The sequence below is a fragment of the Venatorbacter sp. C2-1 genome, from assembly GCF_022832715.1.
Classification (GTDB): Bacteria; Pseudomonadota; Gammaproteobacteria; order Pseudomonadales; family Oceanobacteraceae; genus Venatoribacter; species Venatoribacter alkanivorans.
Genome location: NZ_CP094879.1, coordinates 293478 through 314861, shown reverse-complemented (window position 1 = coordinate 314861; position 21384 = coordinate 293478). Strand labels below are relative to the sequence as shown.

Sequence of the window (21384 nt, the reverse complement as noted above, 5' to 3'; positions counted from 1 at the left end):
ACCGCTAGAGTATTGGCTTGTTGTTTTAATCAATAACGGAGCCCGCCTTTTATGCTGTCCGCCGCGCTGCACGACCACTGGCAACAGGTTACCACCGGCCTGACCGATCACGGTGAACGCACCGGTTTCGACTGGCCCGCGCTGTGGCAAAGCCTGAGTACCGAACAACAGGCACAGGCGCAAAAAGTGCTGAGCATCAGCGACTACGTGGCCGACGCCCTGCCGCGCGAGCCGCAGTGGTTCACCGCCGCGTTAGCAGAAGACCGGCTGTCGCAACCGCTGCCACGTGCCACCATCAGCCAGTGGCTGGATGAACTGAGCGCCGGCGCAGAAAGCGACGAAGACTGGCACAAGGCGGTGCGCGTATTACGCCGCCGGGCGATGGTGCAGATTATCTGGCGCGACCTGCTGCGTCTGGCACCAACACTGGAAACCACCCGCGCACTGTCCGATCTGGCCGATGAGTGTGTGGTGCGTTCGCTGGAATTTCTGAGCCGTTCATTATTTGAACGTCATGGCCACCCCATCGGCAAAACAAGCGGCAATGAGCAGCAGATGCTGGTGCTGGGTATGGGCAAACTTGGCGCCTATGAACTGAATTTAAGCTCCGATATCGACCTGATTTTTACCTATCCGGAAAGCGGCGAAACCAGCGGGCCGAAGGTGATTACCAATCAGGAATTTTTTGTAAAACTCGGACAGAAGCTGATTCAGGCGCTGGATAAACACACCGCCGATGGCTTTGTTTTCCGCACCGATATGCGCCTGCGTCCTTACGGCCAGAGCGGTCCGCTGGTGATGAACTTTGCCTCGGTAGAAGAGTATTACCAGGATCAGGGCCGCGACTGGGAACGCTACGCCATGGTTAAGGCGCGCATTATGAACGGCGAGCAAAGTGCAGAAGCGAAAGAGCTGCTGAGCATTCTGCGTCCCTTTACCTACCGTGTATACGTCGACTACAGCGCCTTTGCCTCGCTGCGTTCGATGAAGGCGATGATCAACGCCGAAGTGCGCCGCCGTGGTCTGGAAATGAACGTGAAACTCGGCGCCGGTGGCATCCGCGAAGTGGAATTTATCGTACAGGCCTTTCAGCTGATCCGTGGTGGTCAGGATAAGAGCTTACAGACCCGCGAGCTGGTAAAAGTGCTGGGCATTCTGCAGGCCGAAGGTTATCTGCCTGCCGCCGCCTGCGACGAGCTGAAACAGGCGTATTTATTTCTGCGCGACAGCGAACACGCGCTGCAGGCATTAAACGACGAACAGACCCAGCTGCTGCCGGAAGACGACAGCCAGCGCGCACGGGTGGCTTTAGCGCTGGGCTTCAGCGACTGGGACAGCTACCTGAACGAGCTGGAGCAGCACCGCAGCAAAGTGCGCCATCATTTCGCCCAGATCGTCGCCAGCGATGACGACAACGAAGAAACCGACGAGCTGCAGCAGGTGTGGACCGATCTCTGGCTCGGCGAGCTGGACGAGCAACAGGCCGCTGCCTTTCTTGAGCAGCATCCCTGCGCTAACTCAACGGAAGTGCAACAGCAGCTGAGCAATTTCCGCGATTCCCGTACCGTGCTGAAAATGCAGCAGATTGGCCGCGAGCGTCTCGATGCCTTAATGCCGCTGCTGCTGCAGCAACTGTGGCAACAGCCTGAGCCGGTCACCACGCTGGAGCGCATCGTGCCGCTGCTCGAAGCCGTGGTGCGCCGTACCGCCTATCTGGTGCTGCTGAAAGAAAATCCGCAGGCCTTAACCCAGCTGGTTAAGCTCTGCGGTGCTTCCAGCTGGGTGGCGGAATACATCACCCAGACGCCGCTGCTGCTGGACGAATTATTAAGCCCGGCCAACCTCTACCGTTTGCCGGAGCGCAAAGAACTGGCAGAAGAATTACACCTGCGCCTGCTGCGTGTTGATCCGGAAGATCTGGAACAGCAGATGGAACAGCTGCGTCAGTTTGTGCGCGCACACAAACTGCGCGCCGCCGCCTGTGAAGTAATGGATGCCCTGCCGCTGATGAAAATCAGCGACTACCTGACCTGGCTGGCGGAAGTGACGCTGCAGACAGTGATGGAGCTGTCGTGGAGTCAGATGGTGGCCAAATACGGTTACCCGACCAATACCGCCGGCGAAGCGGTAAGCCAGCCGGAATTTGCCGTTATCGGCTATGGCAAAGTCGGCGGACTGGAGCTGAGCTACAGCTCAGACCTTGATCTGGTGTTACTGCACAACAGCGCCAGCGGCCGCTATACCGACGGCGAGCGCAGCCAGGACAACGGTGTGTTCTATACCCGCATGGGCCAGCGCATGATTCATATCCTGACCACCCAGACCCGCTCCGGCGATCTGTACGAAGTCGATATGCGCCTGCGCCCGTCCGGCAACTCCGGCATGATCGTCGCCTCGATGAAAGCCTTTGAGGAATATCAGCAGAAGCACGCCTGGACCTGGGAGCATCAGGCGCTGGTACGCGCCCGCGTATTGTGTGGCAGCCAGCAGGCAGCGGATGAATTTCAGGCCATCCGCAACGCCACCCTCAGCCAGCCACGCGACCTTGGTAGCCTGCGCGAAGAAGTGCGAGCCATGCGTCAGAAAATGGTGGATAATCTCGGCTCCAAAGATACAAGCGGCCAACAATTTCACCTGAAGCAGGACGCCGGGGGTATTGTTGACATCGAGTTTCTGGTTCAATACGGGGTTCTGGCCTGGTCACACCAATACCCAGAGCTGTTAGACGTTACCGACAACATGCGGTTGCTGGACGCGTTCGACACAGCCGGTCTGATGGATCCACAAGATTGTCAGACCCTGCAGGAAACCTACCTGTCCTACCGAGCCGAAACTCACCGGCGTGCATTGCAGAAACAAAAGCTGTTACTGGATTCAGACACCCTGTCCAAACTTGGCTTCAATGCGCGGCGCAACGATGTGACCCGACTGTGGAAACTCTGGTTGGAGACTGATACGGCCTCGTGATTACGCGTATCATCCCCGGAACACATATTTTTTACTGAATTTAGAGTGAGGTCCTTATGCTACCTTCCATGTCCGACCGCGATGGTCTGATCTGGCTAGACGGAGAGTTGGTTGACTGGCGCGAAGCGAAAGTCCACGTACTGACTCACACCCTGCACTACGGCATGGGCGTTTTTGAAGGGGTGCGGGCTTACGAAACAGCACAGGGCGCGGCGATTTTCCGCCTGCAGGAACACACCGACCGCCTGTTCAACTCGGCCCACATCCTGAACATGAAACTGCCTTTCAGCAAAGCCGAGATTAACGAAGCTCAGCGTGCTGCTGTGCGTGAGAACAACCTGAAAAGCGCCTATATCCGCCCGATGGCATTCTACGGTTCTGAAGGTATGGGCCTGCGCGCCGAAAACCTGAAAGTACACGTGATGGTTGCTGCCTGGGAATGGCCAGCCTACATGGGTGAAGAAGCCAAAACCCAGGGTATTAAAATCCGTACTTCAAGCTTTACCCGCCACCATGTGAACATCACCATGTGTAAGGCCAAAGCCAACGGTAACTACATGAACTCCATGCTCGCCCTGCGCGAAGCACTGGACAGTGGCTGTGAAGAAGCCCTGCTGCTGGATAACGAAGGCTACGTGGCCGAAGGTTCCGGCGAGAACTTCTTTATGGTGACCAACGGCGTAATGTACACCCCGGAACTGACTTCCTGTCTGGACGGTATTACCCGCCGCACCATTATGGAAATGGCCCGTGCTCGTGGTATCGAAGTGCGTGAAAAACGCATCACCCGCGACGAAGTGTATATCGCTGATGAAGCCTTCTTCACCGGTACTGCCGCTGAAGTACTGCCAATCCGCTCACTGGATGGCCGTATCATTGGTGAAGGCCGCCGTGGCCCGGTAACCGAAATGCTGCAAACCATGTATTTCGATACCGTAACCGCTAAAGATCCGTTTAACGCTGAGTGGGTTACTCCGGTTAAATAAGCCGGTGCTTTAAGCGTTAGTAATAAAAAACCCCGGCCTGCCGGGGTTTTTTATTACTAACGCTCAAGGAGAATTGATCAAGGAGCCAAGAATGACCGAACGACTTTATAAATTCATGAACATGGACGTCTTTAAGAGTTTTCTAGAAATTCCCCGACTACGGGTAACGCCAAGCTGGGAGCAAAACGATCCTTTTGAGTTTTTTAATGGCGAAAGCACTAATTGTACCGATATGAGGAATCTTCATGGTGCAATTTCATTATGCTCTAATCTCTATTCTGCTCCTATGTGGGCCCACTACGCTGATAACCATCGCGGAGTGGTCGTCGAGATTCTCGTCAACAAAAAAAATCCTTGGTCGATATTTTCAAAATCATACATGCCTCCAGAAGATAGCGACTTCGGATTCTACGAAGTAATATATAGAAACCTTCCATACAACTTCTCTCATGCCACAGAAAAATACATAGTAAAAGATAGATCTTGGTCATACGAACACGAACAACGATTCATTGTTCCATTCACTTATATAAATGGCCTAATCACAACAAAAACAAGCATAAATAAAATTGAAGAAATAACCGGAAGAAGATATAAATGGCGCCAAGAAAGGGATGATAGTGAATTCTATGAGACTGATCAAACACTAGTATCCGACTTAGTAAATATAGACCCAAATCTGCTTTTAAGAATTTTCTTAGAATCCAGAAACAATAATACAATGTTTTTTCTTAACCTAAATACCGGAATTCCAGGATCATCCACTGGATGCCTAGGTAAAATCTACGCTGGATATAAGACGGACACTGACGAATTAAGAGAAATAATAAATAAATCGCATTCCTATGCCTCCAATATATATCAATCCATCACAAGTAATAATTACCAAAATATAGAGAAGATTCATTGGAATCCTGAACATCAAAAAATTAGTCTTAAAGGTATTTAAGAATGTGCGAACTCCTTGGCATGAGTGCCAACACCCCGACCGATTTATGCTTCAGTTTTACCGGCCTGACCCAGCGCGGTGGTAATACCGGACCGCATAAAGATGGCTGGGGCGTGGCCTTTTATGAAGGTAAGGGCGTACGTCAGTTTCATGATCCGCAACCCAGCTGCGAATCTCCCATCGCCGGCTTGCTGCAGAACTATCCGATTAAAAGCAAAAACGCGATCTGCCATATCCGCCAGGCCAATGTCGGCGATATCTGCCTCGCCAATACCCATCCTTTTGTGCGTGAGTTATGGGGTCGTCACTGGGTGTTTGCCCATAATGGACAGGTGCCGGATTTTGTCCGCCATGTCGGTATGTATGAACCGGTAGGCGATACCGACAGTGAAAATATTTTCTGCGATTTAATGAACCGCGTGCGTCAGACATTACCGCGCGATGCCATGCCACAGCAGCTGGCCGAATGCCTGGTCAGCTTTGCCCATGAATACGCTCAGCAGGGTGTGTTTAATTGTCTGCTCAGTAATGGCGACTGGTTGTTTACTTACTGCAGCACCAAGCTGGCCTGCATCACCCGTCGTGCACCTTTTGGCCCGGCACAATTAAAAGATGCCGACGTTACCGTCGACTTTGCCGCCGAAACCACCCCCAACGATGTGGTCAGCATTATCGCCACCGAGCCATTAACCGCCGAGCAAGACTGGCATATTTATCAGCGCGGCGAGTGGAAATTATGGCAACTGGGCGAAGTGGTTGCAGAAGGTTTAACCTCGCTGCCGCCACGGGAAGGCAACTGATGCGCCTGCGTTTTTCAACACCGTTTTCTGCCTTGTTTTTTGCCCTGCTGCTTGCTCTGTTTTCTGTTCTGAGCTGCAGCGCGGATATACCGGCCGGGGAAAATAAACCTGCGAGCGTTCGCAATATTATTTTGTTAATCGGTGATGGCATGGGCCCGGCGCAGTTTGGTCTGCTGGAAAGTTATGCCCGCCGCGCACCCAACAGTATTTATCAGGGCCGGCCAACAGCGGTCAGCCAGTTAATGCAACAGGGCAAAGTACTGTTGTCCGATACCGGGCCGCACGATGTACTGGTCACCGACTCGGCCTGCTCAGCCACACAGCTCGCTATTGGCGAAGCCAGTGGCAGCGAAATGATTGGCTTAAATGCCCGTGGCGACAGCGTTGAAACCATACTGCAAAAAGCCAAACGTGCCGGCATGCGTACCGGTCTGGTTTCCGACACCCGTATTACCCACGCCACCCCGGCCGCTTTTGCCGCACACCAGCCACATCGCCGCTTTGAAAATGAGATAGCCGCCGATCTGTTAACCACCGCCCCGGATTTAATGCTGTCCGGCGGACTGCGTTATTTTCTGCCGCAAGACGCTGCAAACATCAGCACAGAGCAGCAAAAGCAAATCAGCGCAGCGCAATTAACCTTAAAATCAAAACGCACGGACCAGCGTAATTTACTCAGCGAAGCGCAACAGCAGGGCTATGCACTGGCCTTCAGTCGCGAGCAATTAGCGCAACAGCAACATTTACCTGTGCTTGGTTTATTTGCCAGTTCGGCCATGGATGATGCAATTTATGCAAGCCAGAATCCGGCTTCCGCACAACCGGATTTAAACGAATTAACGCGCAAAGCGCTGCAGTTACTGGGCGCTTCTGAACACGGCTTTTTTCTGATGGTGGAAGGTGGCCAGATCGACTGGGCAGCACACAATAACGATGCCGGCGCCCTGCTGCATGAACTGTTGCGTTTTGACGCTGCGATTCAGGAAGTGGTGAACTGGGCAGCAGACCGCGATGATACTCTGGTGGTATTAACCGCCGACCATGAGACCGGCGGCTTTGGTTTTTCCTACAGCGCGCACGATGTTCCGGCGGCCAGAACGCTACCCGGTAGTGGTATGCGCGGTCAGGCTTTTGCCCCCAACTATAATTTTGCGCCACTGAGTCTGCTCGATCGTTTATACGCACAGAAAAAAGGCTATTACCGCCTCTGGGCCGATACCAGCACGGATGCCAGCTCAGACGGCCAAAAGGGGTTACCCACAGCGGATTCGTTAATGGCCGAAGTGAATGCTGCACTGGATTTTCCGTTTTCGCGCACACAGGCCGAACGGGTATTGCGCCGCGATCCCAATCCGCATTTTGATCCGCAGACCGATGACCCGGCAGGCGCAACTCAGCCGCATATCGAAGACTTCAGTGATTTTTATGTCTACCGCGAAGAGCGCTACCTGAATGCACTGGCTCGTGAGCTGGCCTCCGCACAAAGCGTGGTGTGGAGTACCGGCACTCATACCGCAGCGCCGGTGCCGGTGGTTATCAGCGGACCAGAGCCGATACTGCAGAATTTTCAGGGTTTTACCCAGCATGCAAAATTGGGGCATCAGCTGAAAGCGCTGATTAAAACCGACGGAACCGGGCCAACTGAACTGGGCGACTGAAAAATTGGCCGGCACCAGATAACCGGCACTAAAGCATCTTCTGCATCAGCCGGACTCCCCGGCGCTGGTGCACAATAACCGCAGCAATATGACCAAGCACCAACAGAGCCAGCAACACGCAGGAATAATGGTGCAGGGCTGCAAAGAAGGCGGTGGCTGCCCCGGCACGGAGCGGTGGCATTAATTCCGTCAAACCAAACACCGGAGCCGGACGCTCCAGCATAAACACCCCGCTGAATAATACAGCCAGCACAGCAACATAAATCAGCCCATGACCCGTGGCTGCCAGACGCTGCTGCCGCACAGTCAGCGCTGTTGTCGCCGGTTTCGGCTGCAGTACCGCCAGAACCAAGCGCAATAAAAAGAACGGAATAAACAGCAGAGTCAGCGCTACATTAAAGCGGCCAAGCCACTGCTGAACATCCGCGGTTAAAGGAAAAAATGCCAGACAGGTGCCGCTGATCAGAGCCCAGATAATCACCAGTGCTGACAACCAGTGCAGGCTGCGGCGCAAACCGCTGTAACGATAGTCAGTGGATATATTCATCGGTACGTTATAACCGGGAAATATGTCCGGCGGATGAAACACCGCCACTTACAGATTGCTACTTCACCAGAATTAAGCGGCCGCTTTCCGGGTCGCGATAAACCTGTCCCAGAGATTCATACCCTTCGCGCCCTTCACTTTTTTGCTGCAGCTGTTGCTGTAACTGTACCGGCATCTGCGTTAATTCTTTTCCGGCCTGTACCGGCTGTGCCGCCGGCAACTGAAAGTGCTGGCGTAATTCCGGGCTCAGCGCCACCAGCGCCGCAATTAAGCCACAGGCGAATACCAGCATAATATCGACAAGGTTTGCCAGCGGGCCAAGGGGCTCACTTTCTTCACTGTCAAAAGCACTGCGGCGCCACTGATCGCTCATAATGTATGCGCCTGTGTTTGTTGCCGTTCAAGCTCCAGTAAACCGGCATCGTACCAGCGCCGGCGTAAGCGTCCGAGGACAAAGCCGGCGATGCCCGCCAGCAGACCAATCACCGTGGTATCAAAGGCAACGGTCATGGCGGTTGTCAGAATGCGGATTTCGCCATCCCCCAATGCCGCCAGCCCGGGACCAAGCGGAATTAATGTCCCCATTAAGCCCAGCATCGGTGCAATGCGGGTAATAAAATCGGCACGCTCGATCCGGCGTTTTCCCACGCTGAGTAAATAATCGCGGTCGCCTCTGGCCACCAGACGACGGATCACACCAAGACGCTCACTGCAGGCAATGCCTGCCTCGTATAACGCCAGTAAAACGAAAAATAATAATGCCCAGATAACCGGCTGCAGCAGCAGCCCGGTCAGTTGATGCAGCAGGGTCAGGCCCAGTTCGCTGATATTAAAAGCCATCGTTTTTTCCTGAAAATAATGTTGCTGAACGGTGTCTGTTCACGGTTAAAGCAGGCCCGGATTATTTACAACCGGCGAGCGCGGAACATACCCGCGACCGGCAACAACAGCGCCAGCAGTAATAGCCAGCCGTATTGCCATGCTTCTGCCGCGGGTTTCTCCGCACTGCCGGAGCTTTGCCCGTCAGTGGCCATTGCCGGTTCCTGCAGTTTGTCGTCTGGCAGAATAATTTCCTGAATATGATGCGGCGCGTTGGTGTCGGCGGCAGAATCATCAGGCAGGCGGCTGGCGGCCAGCACCTGCTCCAGTTCGGCGGCCAGCGCCGGCGCAATCAGACGCTTTACCTGTTCATACAACGGATGATTGGCATGGGTATGACCACTGCCGGGTAAACCATGGCGCACAATATTACCGGCCAGCATCTGCGCCAGTTGTTGCCGGGTCGCCGGATCGGCATCCCAAAAACCTTTATCGGCGGCCACCAGCATCACCGCGAGGATATTGCTCTGTACCTGTACGTTGTGGCCGTCCTGCCAGAACTCCTGCATACCCAATTGCAGGCTGTCGTCGATATAAACCGCTTTTACGTCTTCCCACACCCAGTCATCAATGAGCTGGGGGCTCGTTACCTGCCAGCCCCACAGGTACTCAATAAACTCGCTGCCCATCGTCCGCGCACCGGCATAACCTTCAGCCATTAACGGACTGATCCACTGGCGGTTAAGAAAACGCCCGCGCAGCTCACCCAGTAACGCCTGTTGCAGTGACGTAATCTGCAGCTGATCGTTATTGCTGTGATCAATCACAAAACTGGCCGGGGCTTTACCGGTCAGACTTTCCACCGCCAGGTTCAGACCACCGAGATAATCAAAGGCGTCATTGTTATCCATCAGACCATAGAGATTGCTGGCACGGCCAAGGTAGGTGTTGGCCACCGCCTGCAGTTGTTGCTGATAAGCCTGCTGGCGGCCGCTGCCGGAACTCAGCGAGCGCTCCTTCAGACCGTAGGCGTGTCCCATACGGCGGATAAAAACGTCTGCCAGTTCAGAGCGTTCCTGCCAGGCAGATGAGCGTTCAGCCAGACGGTTAATCCCGGCCCCATAAGAACCCGGCGCTGCCGCAAACACGCGCAGACTGGCCGTCTGTGCCAGCTCCGCCACATCGGCCGACGGCTGTGCCTGCAATTGGCGCCGCAGTTCATCAACCCAGTTACGCGCAACCAGATTCTGCTCCAGCGGTTCATCCGTGAGCACAGTATCCGCGCCGGCATTCTCTGTTGCCAGCTGCGCCGAGACCGGTGCCAGCGTCTGCTGCAGGGCATAACTCAGCGCCGGGTAGTCACGTTCAATGGTGGTGCTGCTGGCCGCCAGCGCCAGCAGCACGGCTTCGTCCAGCAGCGCCAGCTGGCTGCCGTATAAATCACGGAACAAACCGGAACTGGTGAACAGCACATCACGACGCTGCGGCCGTGCAGCACTTAATGGCAGGCGCTTCAGCCCTTTGATAATGCCGCGGCCATTCCAGACCGGCTCGATCCCGAGCAGATCCAGACCAAAGGCAATCATCGCGCCTTCATCCCGTACAGCATCCGAGGCCCACAGAATTACAGCGTCTTTTTCACCGGCGGCCAGCGTCTTAGCACGCGCCTTCTGCGCCAGCTCACGACCGACCGCAGCGCCGGTCGGACTCGGCAACAGACTGGCATCCAGCGCGTAAAAATTACGCCCGGTAGGTAATGCTTCCGGTGTCCGGATCGGATCGTTGCCTTTACCCGGTGCCACAAAGCGCCCCTTCAGGGCATTCAGCAAGGCATCCATTTCGGCATCGGGCGATGCGGTTAGGGCCTGCCGGTAGCGACTCTGGCGCTCCGGGCTCCAGTTATTGTCCTGCTGCATTGAGGTCAGCATGGTTGCCACCGCGCTGTCATCCCAGCGGCGGCCAAACACATGCAGTCCGAGGGGCATAAATTCTTCCTGCAGATGGGTCAGATAGTGGCCGGTCTCATGCAACAGGAATTCATCATCAATATCGTTAAAACCAATACCGCGCAGCTGTAATTCCTCATCCATGCTGGCACTCAGTTCATCCCGCAGGTTCAGCGCGTCGATACGCTCGCGCAACTGACTGACCGCTTTCTGCCTGCTGAGCGGGTCGCTGGCCGCTTCGGCACTTTCAATCAGCTGCCGCAGCTCCAGCAGACCGTCGTACAGCTGGGTAGTCGCCAGCGGTGGCGTCAGATGATCAACCATCACCGCTAAGCCACGGCGTTTGGCCTGAATACCTTCGCCCACGCCATCAACGATGTAGGGGTAAATACCGGGAATATCGGCCGCGACCAGCCGTGGATAATCACTGGCCAGCAGCCCTGTTCGCTTGCCGGGCAAAAACTCGTAGGTGGAGTGGCGTCCGAGGTGAATCAGTGCATCGGCACGGAATTCATCCGCCAGAAAGTGATAGAACGCCAGATACTGATGCGTCGGCGGAAAGGTCATATTGGCATGCAGCAGTTCTTCGTTCAGCTCCCAGCCACGGGGTGGCTGCGGCCCCAGAAATACCTTGCCAAACTGTACGCCCGGCAACAGCAGCCGCTCATTCCACACCATCACCTTGCCCGGTGCTTTGCCCCAGCCCCGTAATCCTTCGATACGTAACTCCAGCAACGCCTGCACCAGAGCATCAGCCTGCGCCCAGCCTTCGGCCGTTAATGGTTGCTGCAGCAGTGACGGATACAGGGCCTGCAGCTGACCGAGCAGATTCAGCGCCCGCTCGCGGTACTGACTGCGGACACCGTCGAGTACGTAACGGATATCGTGCAGACGGCTGTGCAGCTGATCCTGCAGCAGCGTCTGCAATGTCACCCGGCTCTGTGCATCCAGCCCGGCGGTCTGCGCGGCATACTCCCGCAGGCTCTGATGCAGGGCCGACAGCGGCCCATCCTCCAGCTCAGCCTGAACCTGCGGCGGCTGACGTTGCAGCCACTGGCGGTAAGTCGCTGCACTCATGCTCTGCACCTGGGCGCTCATCGTCTGCAGGGCACTGGCATCCTGCGGCAGATTGACGGCCTTCTGTTGCAGCAGATCCAGCAGCTCGGCAGCACTGCCCGGCAAAGCCTGTGGATCGCCCAGGTCGTAACCTTCGCGCTGCAGGCGCTGCAGTATCTGCCACAGAGACTCAACCACATTCAGGTTGTCGGCACCGATATTGTGCCGCCCCGGCGGGTGGTTGTAGTAAATGATGGCAAGGCGTTTATCGTAGTTAGCGCTCTGCTGCAGGTGCAGCCAGTTCTGTGCGCGCTGGGCAAAATGGGCGATTTCATCCGGCAGCGGTGCACTCTGTAACAGACGCGCACCGGTCTGCCGGTCCAGCACCGCCGGACTCGCCAGCGCCAGCACCTGAGGCTGGCTGATTCCCTGCAGCTCGGGCATTGCTATCCGGTAATGCACGCTGTCAGCGGGAATCCCCTCACTGCTGTACGGATAGCTGGCCGCATTCTGCTCCAGCAGACGTATGCCCTTCAGCACCGGAATACTGGCAGAACTGAAAGCACGGGTAACGGCTTCACGGCCATCGCCGCCACCAATCACGAAGTCCTGCAGACTGATCAGCAGTGCCGGGCGATCCGAGGCCCACTGCAGCAACTGGCTGCTTGCCTGACGACTGGCCTCGCCCCAGGCAGCCAGTGCAGATACACACAAAGCCGACGTAAAAGAACGGCAGAGTTGCTGATGCAGATCCCACTCACCGGCCTGATCGCCACTGTCATGGTCGATGATCATCACCAGCGGACGGGCCGGCTCCTGCGCCAGACGCTGACCCAGTGCCGCTGCACTCAGCGCCTGCGACTGAGCAGCCTGATAGAGAAAATAGCGCTCGTCCTGCTGGATCTGCACTGGCTGCCAGGGCTGCCCGCTGTGCAGCAGCAGATTCAGCAGGGCCTGATCATTCTGCTGCCCACGGTTTTGCCAGTAAGCCCGCATCTGTAACCACTGCGCCAGAGCAGGCCACTGCTGCTGCAGGGCCTGCAATTGCTGTTGCATGTTTCCGTCAGAGGGGTTCAGTGCCTGCAGTAAGGGCTGTGCGGCGGCGGATGAAAGCGCGGGAAAGCGTCCCCCCAGATCATCCTGATGCAGTGCCAGCAAACGCCGGTCGCTGTTCAGTATGATCCGGGTCTGAGTTGGGGAGTAAGGAAGTGCTAACAGCCGTTCTACCGGCTCGGCAAAGATTCCCAGAAACAGCAACTGTCCGGCACCTGCAACCAGTTGCTGCAACTGATCATCATCCAGCTGATTGATCTGACTGGAAGTCCGTACCTGAATGGATAACTCCGCCGCCTGCTGCAGGTACTGATGTGCTGCCGCCACAATCCTTGCCGCCGAACGGTCTGACACCAGTACCAGTGCGTACCGGTCAGCAGCGGCCAGCAGCTGGGCCGGAAGAAACAGGAGTGCCAGCAAAGCCAGCCGTAACAAAGACATCATCAGGTACCCGTCAGTAATCACCAGAGTGGCGCGGCGGGCAGCAGAAAACAGCAACAGGGGAAGACTGCGCGGGGCGCAGAGCAGAGACGACCTGAAACCAGCTTTCCAGGACACCCCGCCTGTTTATCTGTTTGTATTCAGGCCGGTCTCCGGGCTCAGACTCTGCTGATCATCAGCAGCACCACAACCTTCCCATACGCCTTACAGCGACAGTGGTGTGTGGTTCAGCACAGCGTTGGGCTGGCTGTCATTACCGTTGCGGGGGCAGCACAGGCATTGAACCTGTTTCCCGATTATCCCGGCATAAGCCGGGCACCTGAGGGCGCAGAGGATACCTGCAGAGAGGCACGAACGAAAGATGAAGATGCCGCCTTATGCCATTGACCGGATACGAATAGCAGCTAAGTTTAATACGTTGGGAAACGTCGATGGATCCAATGCCCGGAGGTGCTGCTCCTGTCACGGTTACCCGTAATCATGCAGTGTTACAGAAGGTAGCCGCTACAAATCATGTCAGACAGTACCGCGCAGCGGACCAGCATAAATTCCAGGAGAATTGCTCCGTTTTTCAGGAGCTAACACCGCTCGCAGACCACGGGTCTGCGGCAAGGATCCAACATGAGCAGCAGCGCTAACCTGCCCACAATGCGCAGGTTTTTTATTGTCACCGGTCTGGTTGCTTTATTGCTATGCGGCATACTGATGGCATTGATCGAGAGCCACAGCCGTGACGAAGCCTACAAAAGGGCTTTTTCTGAGCTGAGTGAGCAGGCTGCATTGCGCGCTAATTATTTTCTGAAAACGCTGAATACCGATAAGGATAAAGTCCGCTTTATTCATAGCACCCCTCCCATCAGCGGCATTGTCAGAGCAATAGAAAATAATGGTAAAGATCAGCTCGACAACACCACAACGCAACAATGGAAACAACGCCTACAGACTATTTTTACCGGTTTTATTGCTGCCAATGAGGAGATCCGTCAGATCCGCTTTATCGGTAAAGCCAATAATGGCCGGGAGCTGGTTAGGGTCGAACGCAAAAATGGCATGATCCGCATTACCGCAGAGGAAGACCTGCAGGAAAAAGGACAAAGCAGTTACTTTTCTGAAGCCGAAAAACTGAATAAAGATGAAATCTATATCTCGGCCATCAACCTTAACCGTGAACACAATAAAATTGAGACCCCGGCCTGGCCGACCTACCGGATTGCCGAGTCTGTTTTCGATTCAGAAAACCGTTTTTTTGGCTTTGTAATTATTAACTTTGATGCCGAGACACTGCTCAGAAATCTTAAAAGTGACACCCCAAACAATATGCAGATATTTCTGCTGAACGATACCGGCGGATACCTGATAAATCCCGACACCAAAGAAGAGTTCCGTTACGAATATGATCCGAAAAGCAACTGGAAAACCGATTCAGAACCTGTTGCAGTTGATAACCACAAAAACATCTTCAAACGTAAAAACAGTCCAAAGGATGATATTATTTATTCGTACTCCCGTCGCATATTCCTCGACGGCCCAGGTAGCTGGCACTACCTTGACCTGCATACCGCCTTTTCTGCCGAAGATATAGAAAGCCAGTTAGACAGCATACGTCTTAAAGTTCTGTTGCTGATTGCCGTACTGCTGTTATTCGCAATATCAATCGCCTGGCTTTACCAGCGCCGCATCGAAGCACGTATGGCACTGCTGACGGCCAGATCAACCGCCCGGGCCATTATTAATTATTCAACCGATGCCATTATCGGTATTAATCCGGATGGAAAAATCGACAGCTGGAACAGTGGAGCCACTGTTATGTTCGGCCACCATGAACAAACAGTGATAGGAAAAACACTATTTAACACGATTCTTGACAGTAATAATCAGCAGATCACACCGGATATGATTTCCGATGTGTTATCCGGCAAAGTATTCACCCAGTGTGAGACCCGGGCAAGAACTCAGAAGGGTGAAAAACTGCATATTTCGGCCAGTATTTATCCCATTATTATTGAGCAAAAGACTATTGGCTGTGCAATCAGTATCCGGGATATTACCGAACAGCATTTACTGAACGAAAAAATCGCACGAATGAATGCTAGCCTGGAGGATCAGGTAAAAGAGCGCACTCAGGAGCTGGAAAAAGCAATACAGGAAGCGCAGCAGGCCAGCCAGGCAAAAAGCCTGTTTATCGCGAATGTCAGCCATGAAATCCGCACCCCGATTAATGGCATCATGGGGATGCTGTCATTATTAAAACGGGAGTGCAGTAACGAGAAACAACAGCACTATATCCATATAGCGGAAAGCAGCGCCTCGGCTCTGACCGCACAGATCAACGACATTCTCGACTTTTCAAAAATAGGTGCTGGCAAACTGCAGCTTGAGCAAACCGATTTCAGTCTGACGGCATTACTCAGTTCTATCGCCGCCAGTGCATCGGTTCCGGCATTTGATTCCAATATCGAGTTTATACTGGATATTGCCGCGATTGAGCATGACCGTGTGCAAGGAGACCCGGCCAGACTGCAGCAGATTATTTCCAACCTGACATCCAATGCCGTGAAGTTCACTCCCGCCGGCGAAATTATTCTCAAGGCTTCCACTGCAGAAGAAGACAATGGCGATATCCGTCTGTTCTGCTCGCTGACGGATACCGGTATTGGAATTCCCCCTGATCATCACGAAAAACTGTTTGAAGCCTTTAATCAGGTCGATAACAGCACCACCCGCAAATTCGGCGGCACCGGCCTCGGTTTGTCTATCTGCAGACAGCTTTGCACGCTAATGCAGGGTCAGATCAGCGTGCAGGGCAGCAGTGAAGAAGGCACAACCATCGCTTTCGATATTTTGCTCCGTGCCGGTTCCGGAAATGACCAGGATACTCCGGACGTCTCCCTGCATGACCAACACTGGCTGATTGCCTGTGATAACAAAGCACTGCAACAGGCGCTGGGAAATATTATCCATAAGCGGGGCGGAGAATTTCTTGCGATACACAGCGCAGAGCAAGCCGGACTGATGATCGGTAATACCCCACCTGCGGATTATTTATTACTCGATATCCACTGGCTGCGCGGTTCCCTGCTGACCAGCCTGCAGCAAGGCATTTTTCGCGGCAGGCTGATCGTGCTGGTGCCTCCGGGCTACGACAATGAGTTACCCCAATTACCAGCCGAACTGCAGGCCACCAGCCTGACCCGCCCGGTCGCGCCGGCTGATCTCGACGCCGTCTGCAGCGGGCGGACTCCGGAACATAGTGCGCACCTGAGCACCGCTGGCAGCAACAGCCGTTTTCCTTTATGCACTCCAGACGGACGCCGTCATCATGTTCTGGTTGTGGATGACAATGCCATTAATCAGGAGGTTGCCTGTGGCCTGCTGGAAAGCATGGGATTTGCTGTCGACAGTGCTGACAACGGCATGGCGGCTCTGGAAAAACTGCAACAAAGCAGCGACGACGAACCTTTTGATCTGATTCTGATGGACTGCCAGATGCCGGTTCTTGATGGCTTTGCCGCAACGAAAAAAATCCGCGCGGGTAATGCCGGTGAACGCTACCGGTCAATCACCATTATCGCCATGACTGCAGGGGCAATGGCCGGTGACAAAGAGAGCTGTCTGTTGTCCGGAATGAATGATTATCTGAGTAAACCTATCGATATAAACAGTTTTCAACATGCTCTCAGTGCCTGGCTGACGCCCGGCAAAGAAAAACAGCCACCCTCCAGGGAGGATAATATGAGACAGGCAGACAATCTTATGCAGAATGACGACAGGCTTCCGGCTGAGGTCAGCAGCCAGACAGTATGGGACCGTGCCGGCGCCTTACAGCGTCTGATGAACAGGGAAAGTATTCTGATCCGGGTCGTGGAATTATTTATCAATACTTCCGGAGAAACGCTGCAGGCATTGCAGGATGCGCTGGCGGCACAGGATATCAGCAGTATTCAGGCACAGGCGCACACGCTGAAAGGCGTAGCCGGAAATATTGGCGGTATGCAGTTAATGGCACTCAGTGCATTGCTGGAACAGGCAGCCCGTGAGCAGGATAACAGCCGCCTGCAAAGTCTCAGCCAGCATCTGACGCCTTGCTACAACACGCTGATGGAATGCCTGCAGGAAAATCAGCCGGCTTAAATGCTGCCGGCTCAGAGACACGCGGTTAAAACACCTTAGGGCCTGCGGCCGGTGTTTTTGTCCTGCGCCGGCCCGCTGTGCTTTTACTTTTTCCCGCAGTACCTGCCCTGCTGACGCTCTTTTTTCCCGTGCTGTATTTGCGCCTGCCTGCAGTATTCGCTGCACTTCCCGCTAACCCCGAAAACTGCACACTATCGGCTGTCAGCGCCAGGCTGATGAGATGCTGCAGCTGCTCAGTAAGCGGCTGCATAAAGGCCGTATAATTCAGACTTTTATGGGCAATATCCTGTAATTGCTTTTCCCACTGCGCTGTCATGTCCGGTCTTGTGGCTGCTTCTGGCAGCGCATTAATCAGCGCTTTTCCCAGAGCAGTAGCGCGGATACTTTTGCCCTCACGCTGCAGAAACCGGCGCTTAAATAACAGCTCAATAATACCGGCGCGGGTTGCTTCTGTTCCCAATCCATCGGTTTCTTTCAGAATGCTTTTCAGCGCCTTGTCCTGCACAAAGCGGCCGATACCGGTCATCGCTGCCAGCAAAGAGGCATCGGTAAAATGTGCCGGTGGCTGGGTGTGTTTTTCCTGCAGCAAAGGTTCTCCGCTCCACAGCATCTGTCCTGCCGTTAACGGCGGCAATGGTGCTTTGGCGGTCGCCTGATTTTCCCTTTGTGGCAGTAAGACTTTCCAGCCCGGCTTCAGGGTTTCACGCTCACTGGCGGTAAAATGTCCACCACTGATGGTCAGGCTGATTCTGGTATCGGCGTATTCATAATGCGGACAAAACTGCAGCAGATACTGGCGGGCGATCAGCGCATAGAGTTTTTGTTCACTGCTGCTCAGCCGTCCGCCAGGCAGTGCTTTGGCAGTTGGAATAATCGCATGGTGTGCCCCCACTTTCGCATCATTCCAGGCCTGACTGCGGATTGAGCTGTCGGCCTGAGCGCAGGCCGAAGCCAGTGCTTCGCTGTGCGCACTGATAGCGCTCAGAACCTGCTGGCGCTGGGCAAAATGCTCCTGTGGTAAGTAACGGCAGTCGGAGCGCGGGTAGGTAATTAACTGATGCTTTTCATACAGGCTCTGTGCTCCGTCCAGAACCTGCTGCGCACTCATGCCCAGCGCTTTGGCGGCATCAATCTGCAACGCCGATAAATTAAACGGCAGCGGCGGTGCCTGCTTTTTTTCTTTACGCTCAACCTGTTCCACCTGCGCCGGTTGCTGACGGATACGGGCAGCCACATTGGCGGCCAGCTTCGGATTCAGCACCCGGCCTTCCTCATCCTGATGCGCGGCACAGGCATCGCTCGGCTGCCAGTTGGCGTAAAAACTCAGGGGGGACTCTGCCGTTAAATGAACAGCTGCCTGCACCTCGTAAAAAGGTTTGCTGATGAAGTCAGCTATTTCTTCATCACGGCGCACCACCAGCCCCAGTACCGGCGTCTGCACCCGGCCAACGGATAACACGCTGTTAACTCCGCCCTGACGACCTTTTATGGTGTACGCGCGGGTCAGGTTGATGCCATACAACCAATCGGCACGGGAGCGCGCCAGCGCCGAAACCGACAGCGGAATAAACTCCTGATTAGAACGCAGCTGCTGCAGTGCCCGGCTCACCGCCTGCGGGTTTAAATCACTGATTAACAGTCGCTGCATGGCCTGGCGTTTGGCAGCAGGCACCTTCAGGAATTCAATAACCTCGTCCACCAGCAGCTGGCCTTCACGGTCCGGATCGCCGGCATGTACCAGACTGCCGGCTTCTTTAACCAGCTTGCGCAGCACACTCAACTGCTTACGGGTTTGCGCTTTGGCCTGCAGTTGCCACTGCGCAGGGACAATCGGCAGATGATCGAGCCGCCACTGCTTAAAAGCCGGATCGTAAGCATCCGGTTCTGCCTGCTCTAACAGATGGCCGATACACCAGCTCACCACGTCGCCATTGGCGGCACGGATAAATCCCTCGCCCTTACTGTGTGGTTTGGGCAGCACGGCAGCGATGGCACGGCCAAGGCTGGGTTTTTCGGCAATAATCAGGCGCATGGAAATAACTGTATTTTTATACAGCACTCATCATAGCCGAGCCCCTGTTCACGTGCCAGCGCCTGCGCGTATTGCCGGGCTCTTTTAACAAAACGCTCAGTACAATATTTGATCTATGCTGAAAACAGCCCGTTTTTCAGGATAAATCCTATGCGTAACAGTATCCGTAAACAGATGATGCTCGCCGTCGGTGGCACCATTCTGGTGCTTCTTGCTTTGAGTGGCATTTTTACTTACGAGCAGGCCCGCAGCAGTCTCGAGCAAGCCATCGGTGAGCGCATTCAGGTAACCGGTGAACGTGCCAGCCGCTACGTCAGCAGCTGGATCAATAATAAAGGTCAGGTCTTAAGTGGCACCGCCAAAGCATTAATTAATGGCGACCGTATAACGGTGATCGAACAGGGGCTGACATCCGGTGACTATATGTTCCTCTATCTGGGCACCGACAGCGGCGAAATGATCATGCGTCCGGATGATGAGTTACCAGCCGATTACGATCCGCGCACCCGCCCCTGGTATCAGCAGGCGATGGCAGAAAAACGCCAGGTTCTGACAGCGCCTTATGTTGACGTTACCACCAACGAATTAATCGTCACCTTTGCCGAGCCGCTGCGTGGCGGAGTGATCGGTGGGGATATTTCTCTCGAAGCCATCGTAAAAGAAGTACTGGGTATCGAGCTCGGAGACAGTGGCTATGCCGCCCTGCTCGACAGCAAAGGCGATTTTATGGTCCATCCGGATCAGAAGCTGCTGGGTAAAAATGTTTCTGCCCTTCTCGGCAACGGTACACAACTGCAGCTGAATAAAATCCAGCAGGCCAGCTTTAATCAGCGCAATAGTCTGGTCGGGCTTTACTCCATCGACGGTACTGACTGGCGTCTGCTGCTGGTGATGGATAAGGCCGAAGCCTTTGCCAGCCTGGCGACCCTGCGCTGGTCAAGCATGCTGATCGGCATTCTTACCATCGTAGTGGTAACCCTGATTGCCGGCATGATTATCTCTTACCTGTTACGACCACTGGTCGTGCTTAACAGTGCGATGTCGGACATTGCTCAGGGCGAAGCGGATTTAACCCGTCGCCTGCAGGTGACCCGGCACGATGAAATTGGCGCACTGAGTAACTCTTTCAATGTCTTTGTTTCATCCATCCATGAACTGGTTTCCCAGAGCCGCGACTCTTCCCGCGAACTGGATGGCATTGCCAAATCTGCACGCGAAAATGCCGAAAACAATAATCAGGCGGTGCAGTTGCAGCAGAACGAAATCAGTCAGGTTGCGGTAGCTGTCAACGAGCTGTCTTCCACCTCATCCGAAGTCGCGACCAATGCTTCCGATACGGCCAATGCTGCACAAAGCGCAACCGCGGAAGGTAATAAGGGCATTCAGAATGCGCAGGAAAATAAACGCCGTATGGATGGCTTATCGCAGCAGATGGACAGCGCAACCGAGGTAATTAATCAGCTCGACAGTCAGGCGCAACAGATTACCGGTATTCTCGCGACGATTCAGGGCATTGCCGAACAAACCAACTTACTCGCTCTGAATGCCGCCATTGAGGCTGCCCGTGCCGGTGAGCAGGGCCGTGGTTTTGCCGTGGTTGCCGATGAGGTTCGCACCCTGTCCCAGCGTACCCACGAAGCCACAGGCGAAATTCAGGAAATGATCGACAGCCTGAAACACCACAGCCAGAATGCCGTGGGCATTATGGAAACCAGCAAACAGCTGACCACCGAAACCGCCGGCAGCGCCATTCAGGTGACCGACAGTCTGACCGCGATTGCCGATGCGCTTAACGATATTTCCAGCCGTTCACAGAGCATCGCCAATGCCTCGCGTGAGCAGCATGCCGCCACCGAAGAAATCAGCCGTATTGCCACCGCCATTCAGGCAGCGTCGGATGATCTGGCGGCTAACGTTGAGCAGGCAACCCAGCAGTCTCACCAGCTGCATACCCTGAGTCACGATATCAGCTCAAACCTGTCGCGTTTCCGCGTCTGAG

At 54.6% G+C, this 21384-nt stretch carries 12 protein-coding genes and 1 riboswitch; of the genes, 7 read left to right on the top strand and 5 right to left on the bottom strand.

Annotation, left to right across the window (positions count from 1 at the left end; translation table 11 throughout):
• Window positions 1–51: 51 nt before the first annotated feature.
• The 5 genes from glnE to MT343_RS01295 all read left to right on the top strand — a co-directional run bounded on the left by glnE (window position 52) and on the right by MT343_RS01295 (window position 7360).
• Window positions 52–2967, top strand: coding sequence for a bifunctional [glutamate--ammonia ligase]-adenylyl-L-tyrosine phosphorylase/[glutamate--ammonia-ligase] adenylyltransferase (gene glnE, locus MT343_RS01315; protein WP_145466843.1), 2916 nt, complete (start codon window positions 52–54; stop codon window positions 2965–2967).
• A 56-nt stretch (window positions 2968–3023) separates the two neighbouring features.
• On the top strand, window positions 3024–3953 hold the full coding sequence (locus MT343_RS01310; protein ID WP_145466845.1) for a branched-chain amino acid transaminase: 930 nt from the start codon (window positions 3024–3026) through the stop codon (window positions 3951–3953).
• Between the two features lie 91 nt (window positions 3954–4044).
• Entirely contained in the window at window positions 4045–4902 is an 858-nt protein-coding gene (locus MT343_RS01305; protein WP_145466847.1) for a DUF2971 domain-containing protein, read from the top strand.
• Between the two features lie 2 nt (window positions 4903–4904).
• A complete protein-coding gene (locus MT343_RS01300) occupies window positions 4905–5702 on the top strand; it encodes a class II glutamine amidotransferase (RefSeq protein ID WP_145466849.1) in 798 nt (265 codons plus the stop codon).
• Window positions 5702–7360, top strand: coding sequence for an alkaline phosphatase (locus tag MT343_RS01295; protein WP_186435790.1), 1659 nt, complete (start codon window positions 5702–5704; stop codon window positions 7358–7360). Before MT343_RS01300 ends, MT343_RS01295 begins: the two co-directional genes overlap by 1 nt.
• A 28-nt stretch (window positions 7361–7388) precedes the next feature.
• Here the strand turns inward: MT343_RS01295 and MT343_RS01290 are convergent, their stop codons facing one another.
• From MT343_RS01290 to MT343_RS01275, 4 genes are all read right to left on the bottom strand, one after another.
• Window positions 7389–7907 carry a cytochrome b gene (locus MT343_RS01290; RefSeq protein WP_145466853.1) on the bottom strand — a complete coding sequence of 173 codons (519 nt, stop codon included), beginning with the start codon at window positions 7905–7907 and terminating at the stop codon, window positions 7389–7391.
• A 58-nt stretch (window positions 7908–7965) separates the two neighbouring features.
• Window positions 7966–8280 carry a DUF2149 domain-containing protein gene (locus MT343_RS01285; protein ID WP_145466855.1) on the bottom strand — a complete coding sequence of 105 codons (315 nt, stop codon included), beginning with the start codon at window positions 8278–8280 and terminating at the stop codon, window positions 7966–7968.
• Window positions 8277–8747: a MotA/TolQ/ExbB proton channel family protein gene (locus MT343_RS01280; RefSeq protein ID WP_145466857.1), complete on the bottom strand. Its 471-nt coding sequence runs from the start codon at window positions 8745–8747 to the stop codon at window positions 8277–8279. Before MT343_RS01280 ends, MT343_RS01285 begins: the two co-directional genes overlap by 4 nt.
• Window positions 8748–8812: 65 nt before the next feature.
• Window positions 8813–13225, bottom strand: a complete 4413-nt coding sequence (locus MT343_RS01275) for a cobaltochelatase subunit CobN (RefSeq protein WP_222428490.1) — start codon at window positions 13223–13225, stop codon at window positions 8813–8815.
• 123 nt (window positions 13226–13348) lie between these two features.
• Window positions 13349–13560: riboswitch (cobalamin riboswitch) on the bottom strand.
• A 283-nt stretch (window positions 13561–13843) separates the two neighbouring features.
• On the opposite strand from MT343_RS01275, the gene MT343_RS01270 reads away from it, so the two are divergent.
• Window positions 13844–17353 carry an ATP-binding protein gene (locus MT343_RS01270; protein ID WP_145466859.1) on the top strand — a complete coding sequence of 1170 codons (3510 nt, stop codon included), beginning with the start codon at window positions 13844–13846 and terminating at the stop codon, window positions 17351–17353.
• A 25-nt stretch (window positions 17354–17378) separates the two neighbouring features.
• Here MT343_RS01270 and MT343_RS01265 read toward each other — a convergent pair whose 3' ends face one another.
• Window positions 17379–19385, bottom strand: a complete 2007-nt coding sequence (locus tag MT343_RS01265) for a DNA topoisomerase III (protein WP_145466861.1) — start codon at window positions 19383–19385, stop codon at window positions 17379–17381.
• Between the two features lie 150 nt (window positions 19386–19535).
• On the opposite strand from MT343_RS01265, the gene MT343_RS01260 reads away from it, so the two are divergent.
• Window positions 19536–21383, top strand: coding sequence for a methyl-accepting chemotaxis protein (locus MT343_RS01260; protein ID WP_145466863.1), 1848 nt, complete (start codon window positions 19536–19538; stop codon window positions 21381–21383).
• Window position 21384 lies beyond the last annotated feature (1 nt).